Raw genomic sequence first — 14,218 nt, 5'->3', positions numbered from 1 at the left:
CTGAACTAATACACATAAGCATAAACAGCGCTTATCTTGTGAGATGGGCGTGGGGCCATCCAGTACTGTATTTTATAGCTTGCTGCGCGCTTCGCACTCGCAAGCACAGCTTAAAGTTATGTAGGGCAGACTAGTTAATATTTTTATTTAATACTAAGGTTAAAAGAGCCTGTCTGACATAAACAGCATTTTCTACTTGCTCAAAATAGGCGGCATAGGGTGTTTTATCAATCGCTTTATCAATTTCACCCGCGCGTGGTAAAGGATGCAATACCTTTAGACTAGACTTTGCATTTTTAAGCTTTTCTAGTTGCAACACAAATTGATTTTCTAGCAATTCATGCTCGGCTTTGTTGAAACGTTCTTGTTGAAGTCGAGTCATATAAATAATATCGACCTTAGAAATCACTTCATCTAAATTAGAATGAAAAGAAACCGGTATGCCTTGATGATGTAATTCATCGTAAAATGATTCAGGCAAAGCAAGTAAAGGAGGAGATACTAAAAATAAGTGACAATTAAATAAGGCACAGGCCTGTATTAAAGAATGAATAGTCCGTCCATATTTTAAATCACCTACAAACGCGATAGACAATCCTTCTAACTTGCCTTGGGTTTCTTCTATCGTCATTAAGTCGGCTAAAGCCTGCGTGGGATGTTGGTTTGCACCATCTCCTGCATTAATCACCGGTTTATCCGCTATTTCAGCGGCTAAACTTGCGGCACCTTCTTGAGGGTGACGGAGAACAATCAGGTCAGCATATTTAGAAATTGTTTTAATGGTATCGCTTAAATCTTCACCTTTTGTGACCGAAAGATTTTCAGCATTGGAAAAACCAATCACTTGCGCACCTAAACGTAGAGAAGCTGTTTCAAACGATAAACGCGTACGTGTAGAGGATTCAAAAAAGCAATGTGCAATAATTTTATCCAGCAAATATTTCTTAGGGGCTTTATGTTTAAATTGTTTTGCTAACTTTAATACCGCATTAATTTGCTCTAAGCTGAAATCGCGCATGGAAATAATATCAGTATCGAACAGTAAATTAGACATGAATAAACTCAATTTAAATTAACTATTTTTTCCTACTAAACTTTGCCATGAGTCCACCGGCAACTCTTTGTCCCATAGCGTCACTAAGCCTTGCAGAAAAACTTGGGCAATTTGCGCATTGGTTACCAAAGGAATATGGTGATCAATGGCTAATCGTCGAATTACAAAACCATCCGTTCGTTGCAACCCCGTCGCTGAACTAGGAATATTAATAATGGCCGCTACTTTTCGCTGACTAATCAAATGTTTAATATTAGGTTTCTTTGCCTCGCTGGCTTTATTAACAAGTGAGGATTTGACACCTTGCTGGCGCAGGAACTGATGTGTTCCTGCCGTACTGTAAATCAACCAGCCTTGCTCATCTAACTGCTGTATCCAAGGTAATAGCTTAGCTTTATAATTATCCGCGATACTCAGCAGTATTTTCTTTTCGGTGATCGTTTGATCGGTTGCTAACCAGGCTTTATAAAACGCTTCGACTAAATCATCAGCTATACAAGCGACTTCACCGGTAGATGCCATCTCAACTTGCGCCACAGGGTTCGCACCTTTTAAGCGACTATAAGAAAATTGCGCTGCTTTCACGCCAACATAATCCAGCTCTAAGGTTTCATACTGCTGTGGCTGATGTTTACCCAACATAACTTCTGTGGCTATTTGAATCAAATTATGCCCTGTTACTTTGGAGACAAAAGGAAACGAGCGTGAAGCACGTAAATTACATTCTATAACCTGAATATCATTATTTTTTGCGATAAATTGAATATTGAAGGGGCCTGTAATATTCAATGCTTTAACAATTTGTCGTGCGATTTTTTTAGTGCGACGTATTGTTTCTAAATACAATTTTTGCGGAGGCAACACAACCGTCGCATCACCCGAGTGCACACCCGCATTCTCAATGTGCTCTGAAATCGCTTCAATAACAATATTACCCTGCTGTGCTACACCATCAACTTCTAATTCTTTTGCCTCTTCAACAAACTTAGAAATAACCACTGGATGTTCTTGAGAAACTAATGCGGCCGCTTGCAAATGCTGCTGTAACGATTCGGGATCGTAAACAACATTCATTGCTGCACCGGACAGAATATAGGAAGGCCTAATTAATACGGGATATCCTACCTCGGATGCAAACGCCTTTGCTTTTTTTAAGCTAGTAATGCGCTCCCAAGCCGGTTGATCAATCGCCAGTTTATTTAATAATGCCGAAAATTTTTCTCGATTTTCTGCCTGATCAATCGATTTAGAATCGGTACCTAATAAGGGATAACCCGCCGCTGCTAAAGGTAGTACTAAGTTATTGGCAATTTGCCCGCCGACTGAAACAATAATCCCCTTAGCTTGCTCAAAATCTACAATATCTTGTATACGCTCAAAGGTCAGCTGTTCGAAATACAGCCGATCAGATTCATCATAATCCGTTGATACGGTCTCAGGATTTGAGTTGATAATGATGGCGGTTTCTTTTAAACGACGTAAAGTTTGCACGGTATTAACTGCACACCAGTCAAATTCAACCGAAGACCCAATGGCATAAGGCCCTGAACCTAATACAACAATAGGGCGCAAAGCAGCCGGCTTTATATCGTGTTCTACCGCATGGTAACTTAAATACAAATAATTGGTTTGCGCCGCAAATTCACCCGCTAAGGTATCAATCTGTTTTACATAAGGAATGATCTTATGTTTTAAACGCAAAGCACGAACCTGTTTAGCCGATTTATTTTTTAGTTGTGCAATCGCTTGATCTGAAAATCCAGATTGTTTTAATTGGCGCAGTAATTTTTGATTTAAATTAGCTTGTGTTAATTGCTTTTCTAAATCGGCTATTGCATGGATATGTGCCAAAAACCAGGGGTCAATCTGTGATAATTTTTGAGCCTGCGTGACTGAACCACCTTGTAAAAAAAACTGATACAGCGCAAACAAACGTCTATCGGTTGCAACTTGTACTTCTTTTTCTGGATGTTTGATGCTCTCTGAATGATCGCTTAAACAAGAAGCGCCGATATTTAACATGCCCACGGCTTTTTGCAAGGCTTCTGGAAAGGAGCGTCCTATCGCCATGACCTCGCCTACACTTTTCATTTCCGTGCCGATCGTTCTTTCTGCTGCCTTTAATTTTTGAATGTCCCAGCGTGGAATTTTAACCACAATATAATCCAATGCGGGTTCAAAATAGGCACATGTCACTTGCGTCACGGTATTTTTGAGTTCGTGTAAACAATATCCGAGTGCTAATTTGGTAGCAATAAATGCCAAAGGATAGCCCGTTGCTTTAGAGGCTAATGCGCTAGAGCGCGAAAGCCTCGCATTCATTTCTATGACACGGTAATCGCCATTCTCTGGATTAACCGCAAACTGGATATTACATTCGCCGACGATATTAAAACAATCGGCCGCCTTTAAAGCGATATTACGTAAAAATTGATGTTGCGCATTACTTAATGTCTGCGCCGGCGCAACGACGATACTTTCTCCGGTATGGATTCCCATCGCATCCATATTTTCCATATTGCATATTGTTAATCCATTACCCTGTCTATCGCGTACGATTTCATATTCAAACTCTTTCCAACCAAATAAATATTCTTCAATCAAAATCTGTGGCGAAGCAACTAAACTTTCATGCGCACGCTGTTCTAGCGTTTCTTTATTCGGAATTTTTCCAGAACCTAAACCCCCTAAAGAAAAACCAGAACGTAACATAACTGGATAACCAATTTTCTCGGCTGCCTTTAACGCTTGTTGTACGGTTTTCGCAGCAATACTTAATGGCGTTTTTACTTCAATTTTCTTTAGCGCCAGTTTAAAAAGATCCCTGTCTTCGGTTTGACGAATCGATTCAACTGATGAGCCCAATACAGTTACTTTATGTTTTTTTAATACGCCTTTCTCTTGTAACTGCAGACCTAGATTTAAAGCCGTCTGGCCACCAAAACCAAGCAAAATCCCATCTGGCTTTTCTTTGGCAATAATTCGTTCAACGGTGTTGAAATTTAACGGTTGTAAATAAACCTCATCCGCCAAACTCGCATCAGTCTGCACTGTCGCAATATTCGGATTAATCAACATCGTTTTAATATTTTCTTGCTTTAATGCCTTAATCGCCTGTGAACCCGAATAATCAAATTCTCCGGCTTGGCCAATACGTAACCCGCCTGAACCTAAAATTAATATCTTTTTGCCTTTAAATTGTTTTTTCATAAATTTTTTTATAGGGTGCGATAAAAGCGTTCAAATAACCATTGTGTATCCATTGGCCCTGGTGCAGCTTCTGGATGAAATTGAACTGAGAAAAAAGGATGTTCGGTATGCTCAATACCAGCCACGGACTGATCATTCAGATTACGAAATAATATCTTCCAATCAGCAGGCAATGTTTTCTCATCCACAGCATAACCATGATTTTGTGAAGTTAAATAACAACGCTGTGTTGGTAAATACATGCAAGGTTGATTTTGCGAACGGTGACCAAAAACTAATTTATAAGTCTTGGCATCCACCGCTAACGCCATCAATTGCGTGCCTAAACAGATTCCAAAACAAGGCTTTTTCTTGGCTAATACTTTTTTCAAAATAGCCACGGTTTTTTGGCATAAAATGGGATCACCTGGACCATTTGAAATAAATACCCCATCATAATCCTCTTGGCTATAATCATGGTCATAAGGAACTCGCTTTATTTGTATAGGATACTGTAATAAACAACGCAGTATGTTTTCTTTCATACCACAATCGACCACGATAATCTTTTTACCGCCTTTTCCATAGTAAATGGGTTCGCTAATCGTGACTTGTTTCACCCAATCAATGCTATCAAATTCTATAAACTCGGTAGGATCTTTAACAGAATGCGTAATTATCCCCGGAATTACGCCCTTTTCCCGTAGACAATGTGTTAATGCACGTGTATCAACACCCGTCATATAGGGAATGCTTTGCTCTTCTAACCAAGCCAGCAGAGAACGCTGTGCTGAATCATTTGAATAAAAAGGCGCAAGTTCTGACATTACAACGCCTTTTACCTGTATCTTTGCAGACTCCCAAGTATCGGGCGCAGAAACACCGTAATTTCCTATCAATGGATAGGTAAAACAAAGTATCTGCCCAGCATATGAAGGATCTGTTAAAGATTCTACATAGCCGACCATACCCGTATTAAATATGACTTCGCCTGTTTGGTTATTCATTTGCGAGTCTGGTGAAAATCCTGCAAAACTTTCGCCGGTTTTTAACAGTAATCGTGTTGGTATTAATGACTGCATTGTTGCTCTTGTTGATGATATTGAGAAGCAAGATAAGGATTCCACATCATCCCTGTTGCTGAAAGTGCGATATCTGCCCCTGCATTGAAAAACGCATTAAAATGTTCTGGCAATGTAATACCCCCCATTCCTAAAATAGCTAAATCTAATTTTTGCTCTTGATTGATTCTAGAGATTTTATTAATAAACTGTAAAGCAAGTGCATAAATGGGATAACCAGAAACACCACTAAAAATTCGTTTTCCAAATGCGGGTTGATGTGTTTGATCCAGCACGCGCATGCTTACAGAATTAATCGTACTAACACCTCTCGCGCCTGCTTTGGCTATTGCGGCTAAAATTTTACTCAGCACAGAAGTGTCAGAAACAAAACCTATTTTAACAAGTAGCGCAGAACTATTACCCACACGGCTTAAAACACAGGAAATAATCTTATTCACTGCCTCTGCATCTTTATAAATAGGCTCTCCTGCTTTTAATAAATTAGGGCATGAAAGGTTAAGCTCGATAATATCTGCACCGGCTTGTTGGGCAAACGACGCTGTTTCAGCAAATTCAGTGGCAATCGCTTCTAGCGATTCGCCTTCACCATAAACCGATACTATTAACACTTGACCTTCTGATAAGCTATTTTTTGCCAAGGCTATATCTTGGATAATAACTTCAGGTTCTAAACAACCATTACCAAAGGAGTTACTAATCGCAATTTTTTCTGCTGAAAGGGGATTTTTTTGCGTATAAAGTGGTTTATCTAAATCCACTTCACTCAATACCGCATCTTTAGCAAGATAAACAATATTGGGTAATGGATGGCTAGGCGTAGCACGTCGTCGAATCGTTTTATAGGTTAATACATCAAATCCCAAACGCGCTAATAAGGCAATGCCTTTTCCGGTTGTCACGGCGCAAGCTGCCGCACCAATACAAGAAGCCAATGGGAACCCTAAAAATTGAGTCCATTGTGCTTTAGGAAGCCAAGAACGAGAAGGTGGAGTTATTAAGGAAAAAGGGGGATCGCGGAAGTTTTCTTCAAATGTTTTACGAATGTCATAAAGAGGCGGCGAAACGCTACTCATGCAATTTTGCTAGAAATAATTTCGACTATTTAAACCGATTTTTTAAAAAATACCAAGCTTTTTATATATACGCACAGTAATTAGCTTTCCGGCAAGGCGCCGCGCGAAGATGCGTTACTGGTGCCGAGAAGAGGACTCGAACCTCCACGGGTTTTACCCCACAAATACCTGAAACTTGCGTGTCTACCAGTTCCACCACCTCGGCTTCAATACAAACCAATATGCTTTTTAGCTAGGTTCTTTCCCTTAGGTTGCTAATGGATAACCTGCTTCTAACCAAGCACGAAATCCGCCGGTTAAAGAAGCCACCTGTTGGTAACCCATTTTCTGAAGGTTATCGGCAACTAAGTAAGAACGAAAACCACCACTACAATAAACAACGATATCCGCTGCATCATCAGGAATCAGCCTTTCAATATCACGCTCAATAGTGCCTTTGCTGAGATGAATAGCGTTGGGTATTGCACCTTGCTTATATTCATCTAACTCTCGCACATCAATCAAATAAAAAGGCACTTTGCTTAGCTTATCAGCTAAGTCGCTGGTGCTTATCTCTTTGATTCTAGATTTTGCATCAGCCACTAAAGCAATAAACCCTGATGTATGCTGCTTTATCACGATTGTATTTCGTTTTCCGTCTCGTTTACTGTCATTTTTTCTGTCGCTTTTTCAGCCTCTATATCCTTCATAGACAAACGAATACGTCCTTGTCGATCGATCTCAAGAACCTTCACTTTAACGATTTGGCCTTCAGTTAATACATCACTCACGTTCTCAACGCGCTCATTAGAAATTTGAGAGATGTGCACCAGACCATCACGACCTGGTAATACATTAACAAACGCACCAAAGTCTGTAAGCTTGACAACAGCACCTTCATAAATAGCACCTACTTCAACTTCTGCCGTTACCTTTTTAATGCGTTCTATCGCATTTTGGCAAGCTTCTAAGTCAGAAGTAGAAATCCGAACAACACCGTCATCACTAATGTCGATTAAGGTCCCGGTTTCTTCAGTAATAGAACGAATGGTCGCACCACCCTTACCAATTAAATCACGGATTTTATCCGGGTTTATCTTTAATGTGGTGATACGTGGCGCATAGGGAGAAACTTCAACTCGAGCGCCAGGTAAAGCTTTTTCCATAATACCCAATATATGTAAACGTCCTTCTTTAGCTTGTCCCAGTGCTATTTCTAAAATTTCTTTAGTAATACCATCGATTTTAATATCCATCTGTAAAGCGGTAACACCATCAGCGGTTCCTGCTACTTTAAAGTCCATGTCGCCTAAGTGATCTTCATCACCTAAAATATCTGTTAAAACGGCAAAACGATCTTCTTCTTTTATCAAGCCCATTGCGATACCCGCAACATGCTTTTTGAGAGGAACAGCCGCATCCATTAATGCAATACTAGCACCACAAACCGTTGCCATAGAGCTAGAACCATTCGATTCTGTAATTTCAGAAACAACACGTAATACATAAGGAAAATCAGTTTCGCTAGGCAATACGGCACGTAAAGCGCGTTTTGCCAGGTTACCATGTCCAATTTCACGTCGTTTAGGACTGCCGACTTGTCCTGTTTCGCCTACGCTATAAGGAGGGAAATTATAATGCAGCATGAAGGTTTCACGCGCTTCGCCATCCAAAGCTTCTACGATTTGTGCATCTCTATCCGTACCTAAGGTTGCAACAACAATGGCTTGTGTTTCTCCACGTGTAAACAATACAGAACCATGGGTACGCGGTAATAAGCCGGGTTGAACAGTGATCGGACGTACTGTTTTTTGGTCTCTACCATCAATACGCGCTTTACCATCCAAAATACGATGACGAACTATTTTTTCTTCTAATGATGAAAATAATCCTTGAATCGCTTTAGCGGTAATCCCTTTTTCTTCATCTAGCCATTGCTTTGTCATGGCATCACGTAGTTCATCCAACTTAGCTTTACGATCAAGCTTTTCTGGGATTTGATACGCCTTAATGATGGAAGCCTCAAATGCTTGTGTCATCGTCTGTTCTAATGCAGCATCCAAACGAGCGCTAGGCTGCCAATCCCATGCGGTTTTACCCGCTTCTTGTACAAGCGCTTTAATCGCTTGAATAGCGACTTGCATCTGTTCCTGCCCAAAGATCACAGCGCCTAACATAATTTCTTCAGAAAGTTCAGCTGCTTGTGACTCTACCATCAATACAGCATTTTCTGTTCCCGCTACAACTAAGTCTAAATCGGATGTTTCGAGCTGTTTAAATGTAGGGTTTAGCAAGTATTCGCCCTGAGAATAACCCACTCTCGCCGCACCAATAGGACCTTTAAAAGGTAGGCCTGAAAGCGCTAGTGCCGCTGAAGCACCAATCATCGCAGGGATATCTGCATTAATATCAGGGTTAGAGGATAAAACCGTCGCAACGACTTGGACTTCGTTGTGAAATCCTTCAGGGAATAAAGGTCGTATTGGCCTATCAATCAGCCTAGAGGTTAAAATCTCTTTCTCGCTTGGACGTCCTTCCCGCTTAAAATAGCCTCCTGGAACACGGCCAGCGGCATAACTTCTTTCCTGGTAATGCACTGTCAATGGGAAAAAATCGGTTGTTTCGCCTGCCTGCTTACGACCCACCACTGCAACTAATACCGTTGTACCTTCTAATGTCACTAAAACGGACGATGTCGCCTGACGAGCAATCGCACCCGTTTCTATACTCATCATATGAGCGCCAAATTGGAATTCTTTCTTTATAGGATTTAACACTTACATTCCCTCAAAAATAACAAATGGGCGAAAAATCCCGCCCATTTAGAATAAAACGTCTTCAACTGAATATTAATCGAAGAATAGTGGCTCAATGCTTAGCCACGCAAACCGAGCTGTTTAATCAAGCTCATATAACGTTGTAGATCGACTTTCTTTAAGTACTTTAACAATTTTCGACGTAAAGCCACTTTCTTTAATAGGCCCTGTCTAGAATGGTTATCTTTTTTATGTGCTTGGAAATGGCCGTTAAGTTGTTCAATAGCCCCCGATAGTAAAGCCACCTGAACCTCCGGCGAACCCGTATCGCCAGAACAACGCTGATATTTAGCCATTATTTCGCTTTTAGCCAACATAAAACCTTTACCTCTTATAAATGACCCGCTATTCTATGCATAATCTGCTCCCCTGACAAGGCTTATTTACCATTAATTTGCCACTAAATGGCTCTATTATTAGGGACACTCATGCTAGAATAGACCCCCTACACCACCTCTCCAGTCGTTAGCACTAGAAATTATAAGAATTAGCAGATAAAATCACCGCTAACTAATAAGTGAATAATCATATGAAAAACCGCAGTATGAGCACCATCCTCAAAGGATTAATGGCTGAATTAGGGATAAACGAATCCGAATTGGCCCGCCGAACCGGCATAGGCCAACCTGTAGTACACCGAATATGCTCGGGAGAAACAGATAATCCTAAAGTCGCAACGCTAAGCCCTATTGCAAATTTCTTTGCTATCTCCATCAGCCAGCTAATTGGTGATGAGCCCCTATCTACGGATCGTATCCCTGGCACTTTTAACCCTGACGCCCAAGGCTGGCGCCAAATCCCTCTTTTAGACTGGGAGCAAATACTCGCTTGGCCTAATCTAAATAAAAAAACAGGGCCTTTACCCACCGTCTCTACGGATATTGAGCTGAGCCAACATGCCTATGCGGTTGCGGTTAGAGACACGACCATGGAACCACGCTTCCCAGAAGGAACCGTTCTGCTCATTGACCCTGACTTAAGGCCTAACAATTTAGATTTTAGTATCATTCACGTTGATGGTCATGATTTACCGAATTTTAAGCAAATTTTAATTGATGGTGAACACACTATTCTTAAACCGCTAAACCCTGACTTCAAAACCTTGTTATTAAGCAAACCACATAAATTTTTAGGTGTTATGGTCCAATCTAGAATGGATTTTAAAAAAAGAAAATAGCATGAACGCAAAAAAGCGTCTTGCTATTTTTCAACGCTTTAATAAGCAAAACCCTCACCCACAAACAGAATTAGTTTACCACTCTCCTTTTGAGTTATTAATCGCGGTTATTCTCTCGGCGCAAGCCACTGATAAATCAGTTAACCGCGCGACTAAAACCTTATTTGCTGTCGCTAGCACGCCTGAAGCCATCGCCGCGCTTGGCTTAGATGATTTAAAAAAACATATAAAATCAATTGGACTATATAATACGAAAGCAAAAAATATTATTAGCACTTGTGAAATTTTACTCAAACAATATCAAGGAAAAGTGCCAGAAAAGCGCGAGCTTTTAGAAAAGCTTCCTGGCGTAGGACGGAAAACAGCCAACGTCGTTCTCAATACTGTATTTGATCAACCCACGGTTGCCGTTGATACACATATTTTTCGTGTATGTAATAGAACAGGTCTTGCCAAAGGAAAAACACCACTCGCTGTTGAAAAAACACTACTTAAAACTATACCCAAGCCTTATTTGAAAAATGCACACCACTGGTTAGTTTTACATGGGCGTTACACTTGTCTAGCGCGAAAACCAAAATGCCCAGAATGTATCATTCAAGATCTCTGCGAATACCCGGCACGTTTTGAAAGCGCGAAATAGTTGGGCTTTCATTAAGTTATTTTTATAAAAATTAGACCAGAGTGCTAAAAGCTGAAAATTTTTCGCTTTCTGTTCCATCTATCAACCGGTTCCTACTAGCACGCGCTCTTCCAATTGTTGCATTTTGCACCCTCTGTTTCTTTAAGACTTCCTTAATATAATTTATTTATACTTAATACGTAGGATAAGATTTTATATAGCTCTTTAAAATCAACCGGTCTTAGGATAAGCGCTAAAAAACCAGCTTTAAACCAAAGGTTTTTATGTTTAATTCTACGACAAATATTTACCAAAAATCACGCGCAGAAGCCATCAGTGCTGTTGACTCAATCCAAGCAACTCCCTTGCACAATGTAAACGTAATAGCCGGTAGCGCTGCAGGCTCTAATGACCCACTCTATTTATATGACACTATCAACGCAAGCCGTTATGCAGCAGCATGGGACGGATTGATAGCCAGTGGCGCAATTGTCGGCGCCGCAATCGGCGTTTATGTCGCTGCTTATCGAGACCTCAGAGATCGCGAAAAAACAAGTCACTTCTTTTATTTTAGTCGTTTACTACAATCTAAAAAAAAGGATGCATTATTCACTTTAATGGGTGAAAGTGAATATGACTATAAACTTTTAGCGGCTGCTGCCCATTTTTATTCACCGGATATTTCTAAATTTGTACGTTATAAACGCCAATTTTTTTGCTGGGGTAGAAAAAAAGAAGAACTTAAATATTTACAAAGTTTTTTAAAAGGAAAAAATGAGAAAGAAACGCTAGCTACACTTTTTCAAGCAATAATTGATAAAGTTGTTATCATTTTAAACAAAGAAAATGCGTTGGACGGGGCAAGGTTTGGGTGTAAGTCGAACAGCTATTCCATCGGGCTTACAAAAAACTATGCGGAAAAACTATTTTCTGCCCATGAAAATAGTTTAAATGAAATTACAATTAACCCAAACCCTAGTTTGGGTAAAAAAATTATGGCGGCCGTAGGCTCTGCCAGTTTTATTTATTGGTTAGTAGGCTTTGGTTTTTATTTATTTCCCGTAGGGATTGTGGCAGGCATCGCCTTACCTCCACTTATGATTGCAATGGCTTGTCTCGCCTGGCAACTCGGATACAGTATGGGCGAACATACTCAAAACACGGCTAGTATCAATGCAAAAAATCAGCAAAAAACGCTATTCGAAAGACGAATCATTGAATGCAGCAAACGCCAGGCCTTTATAAACCATAATGCCCTCCCCTTAGTAGACTTTAAGAGTTCACAGTTACACAGCGATTTACAAAAAACCTTAAACAAACCCCGTTTTTCCAAGGTTCACGCGGCATTGCAAGGATTTGTAGGTGGCTGTTTTTATCCATTTTTTGCAACCTGGTTATTTGGCGATCTGTTTAAGTTAATAGCCGGGCTCATCATAGGCACGTCAGTAACAGGCCCTGCTGCACCAGCAATATTTGGGACAATTTTCATGGCCATAGCCGGCGCTACGCTGTTAGCCGGCATAGGCTATGGAATCTATTGCGCCATCCACGCCGTTAAAAACCATGAGAAAAAATATGAAGATTTATCGACTAAAATTAAACATCTTGAAGAAACAAATAGTAAAGTAGCTGATTTATCATTACAAACCTATGAGCGTTTCTTGCGTCGGTTTAGTCTAGAAGAACCCTATTGGACACGCATTAAAAGGGGGTTAAACCGAGCATGGGAAGCTATCAAACATATAGGCACAGGCAGCTTAGTTTTTCGCCTTGTGATATGGGGCAGTATAGCCGCTTTGACGTCCCTTACATTAAGCGCACCTATTTTCATTACCTGTGTCGTTGTTTTTGCTACGCTTGCTGCCCTATGGTCTCACTATGCTTACAAGGCTCATAGCAAAGAAAAACAAGCAGAGAATGTTTTGGAACACTTATATTATTCTCAACAAATCAATGCAAATAAGCTTTCTTCTGTCGCAACGAATGGGTGTGTTTTGCCACAAACTATCTCAAGTACACCCGCGCCACAAGAAGCGAAAAATAATGAACAACATCCCAGTACACCCACCATTAAATCATCCGATGAGCCGTGCGAACAGCCTGTAGGAACAGCAATGACTGGCATAGATAAAGAAAGTAATCCTGCTCCAAGAAATCCTCGCATAGCTCGGTGGGAATCGCCTAGAGCTCCAATCCTAAGTTTACTTTACCCATCAAGTTCAGATAGAGATAAGGATAAAACAATGACTGACTCGACTCCCACTGAAAAAATATCAGCCCGACTATGATAAGTCTTGTAAAATCCTATCTGCGCCTTGAACCAACAATTCTCTTGCGGCAGCAATACCTAAAGTTTCAGCTTCGCTAATACTGCCATGCTTTTCTACTTTTACGAGCAAACTTCCATCTGGCTTTGCTACCAATCCCCGCAAACGCAATTGTGTATTGGATAAACACTCTGCATAAGCAGCAATAGGAACTTGGCAACTACCTCCTAACTGTCGACTTAGCGCACGCTCAGCCATCACACAGTCATAAGTTGGCTTATGATTTAAAACAGCCATTAGCGAGAGCAATTCGCTATCATCTGAACGGCCCTCTACCCCCAATGCTCCTTGACCTGGCGCTGGCAAAAAATAACTGGTTTCTAAATATTCGCTAATACAGTTTGTTTTTTGTAAACGGATCAGACCTGCTGCCGCTAAGATAATGGCGTCATACTCACCCGCCGCCAATTTTTCTAAACGCGTTCCTACATTTCCACGCAACACTTGAACAGTAAGATCAGGTCGTAAAGCCATTAACTGTGATTGGCGCCTTAAGCTCGACGAGCCAACACAAGCGCCCGAAGGTAATTGGTTTAGACTTTTTCCTGATCTTGAGATCAATACATCTCTCGCGTCTTCTCTCTCGCAAATAGCCGTTAACGTCAATCCCTTTGCTAAATCCATAGGTACATCTTTCATAGAGTGAACAGCAATATCAGCATCGCCATTGAGCAAGGCTTTTTCCAGCTCTTTAACAAAAAGTCCTTTACCCTCTAACTTATTCAGCGAAGTTTCTAAGTGTCTATCACCTTCTGTAACCAGCGGAAGTAGTTCAATCTGCATAAAAGGATAATGCTTTTCCAATTGCACCTTAACTGCGTTAGCTTGCCAATAGGCCAAAGGGCTTTTTCGAGTTGCGATACGCAAATGTTTTCTTGCCGTCAAAACCAACCTCG

At 40.7% G+C, this 14,218-nt stretch carries 11 protein-coding genes and 1 tRNA gene; 3 read left to right on the top strand and 9 right to left on the bottom strand.

All coding sequences use genetic code 11. The annotated features are described in order from the left end of the window. Positions 1-130 precede the first annotated feature (130 nt). From pyrB to rpsO, 8 genes are all read right to left on the bottom strand, one after another. On the bottom strand, positions 131-1,054 hold the full coding sequence (pyrB, locus tag KX723_RS01405; RefSeq protein ID WP_246562482.1) for an aspartate carbamoyltransferase: 924 nt from the start codon (positions 1,052-1,054) through the stop codon (positions 131-133). Between the two features lie 18 nt (positions 1,055-1,072). After that, the gene (carB, locus tag KX723_RS01400) at positions 1,073-4,264 is read right to left on the bottom strand and encodes a carbamoyl-phosphate synthase (glutamine-hydrolyzing) large subunit (RefSeq protein WP_218814340.1); all 3,192 of its coding nucleotides are present in this window, start codon (positions 4,262-4,264) and stop codon (positions 1,073-1,075) included. Between the two features lie 8 nt (positions 4,265-4,272). Continuing rightward, positions 4,273-5,325 carry a glutamine-hydrolyzing carbamoyl-phosphate synthase small subunit gene (gene carA / locus KX723_RS01395; RefSeq protein ID WP_218814339.1) on the bottom strand — a complete coding sequence of 351 codons (1,053 nt, stop codon included), beginning with the start codon at positions 5,323-5,325 and terminating at the stop codon, positions 4,273-4,275. Beyond that, positions 5,313-6,401 (bottom strand): beta/alpha barrel domain-containing protein, encoded by a 1,089-nt coding sequence (locus KX723_RS01390; protein WP_218814338.1) that lies wholly within the window; start codon positions 6,399-6,401, stop codon positions 5,313-5,315. Before KX723_RS01390 ends, carA begins: the two co-directional genes overlap by 13 nt. A 118-nt stretch (positions 6,402-6,519) precedes the next feature. Then, positions 6,520-6,606: transfer RNA gene (locus KX723_RS01385), tRNA-Leu, on the bottom strand. 41 nt (positions 6,607-6,647) lie between these two features. Further along, on the bottom strand, positions 6,648-7,016 hold the full coding sequence (locus tag KX723_RS01380) for a rhodanese-like domain-containing protein (protein WP_218814927.1): 369 nt from the start codon (positions 7,014-7,016) through the stop codon (positions 6,648-6,650). After that, positions 7,016-9,115 (bottom strand): polyribonucleotide nucleotidyltransferase, encoded by a 2,100-nt coding sequence (pnp, locus tag KX723_RS01375; RefSeq protein ID WP_218814926.1) that lies wholly within the window; start codon positions 9,113-9,115, stop codon positions 7,016-7,018. The genes KX723_RS01380 and pnp overlap by 1 nt, the downstream gene beginning before the upstream one ends. Positions 9,116-9,255: 140 nt before the next feature. Next, the gene (gene rpsO, locus KX723_RS01370) at positions 9,256-9,513 is read right to left on the bottom strand and encodes a 30S ribosomal protein S15 (RefSeq protein ID WP_218814337.1); all 258 of its coding nucleotides are present in this window, start codon (positions 9,511-9,513) and stop codon (positions 9,256-9,258) included. 212 nt (positions 9,514-9,725) lie between these two features. On the opposite strand from rpsO, the gene KX723_RS01365 reads away from it, so the two are divergent. The 3 genes from KX723_RS01365 to KX723_RS01355 all read left to right on the top strand — a co-directional run bounded on the left by KX723_RS01365 (position 9,726) and on the right by KX723_RS01355 (position 13,283). Further along, entirely contained in the window at positions 9,726-10,373 is a 648-nt protein-coding gene (locus KX723_RS01365; protein ID WP_218814336.1) for a S24 family peptidase, read from the top strand. Position 10,374: 1 nt separating this feature from the next. Continuing rightward, positions 10,375-11,016, top strand: coding sequence for an endonuclease III (gene nth, locus KX723_RS01360; RefSeq protein WP_218814335.1), 642 nt, complete (start codon positions 10,375-10,377; stop codon positions 11,014-11,016). 263 nt (positions 11,017-11,279) lie between these two features. Next, positions 11,280-13,283, top strand: coding sequence for a hypothetical protein (locus KX723_RS01355; RefSeq protein ID WP_218814334.1), 2,004 nt, complete (start codon positions 11,280-11,282; stop codon positions 13,281-13,283). On the opposite strand, the gene hemC is transcribed toward KX723_RS01355, so the two are convergent. Continuing rightward, the gene (gene hemC / locus KX723_RS01350) at positions 13,278-14,207 is read right to left on the bottom strand and encodes a hydroxymethylbilane synthase (RefSeq protein WP_218814333.1); all 930 of its coding nucleotides are present in this window, start codon (positions 14,205-14,207) and stop codon (positions 13,278-13,280) included. The genes KX723_RS01355 and hemC overlap by 6 nt on opposite strands. Between the last annotated feature and the right edge of the window lie 11 nt (positions 14,208-14,218).

This window comes from Rickettsiella endosymbiont of Dermanyssus gallinae (genome assembly GCF_019285595.1).
Taxonomy (GTDB): domain Bacteria; phylum Pseudomonadota; class Gammaproteobacteria; order Diplorickettsiales; family Diplorickettsiaceae; genus Rickettsiella_B.
The sequence above is the reverse complement of the archived record's forward strand: the minus strand, read 5'-3'. Positions and strand labels throughout refer to the sequence as shown.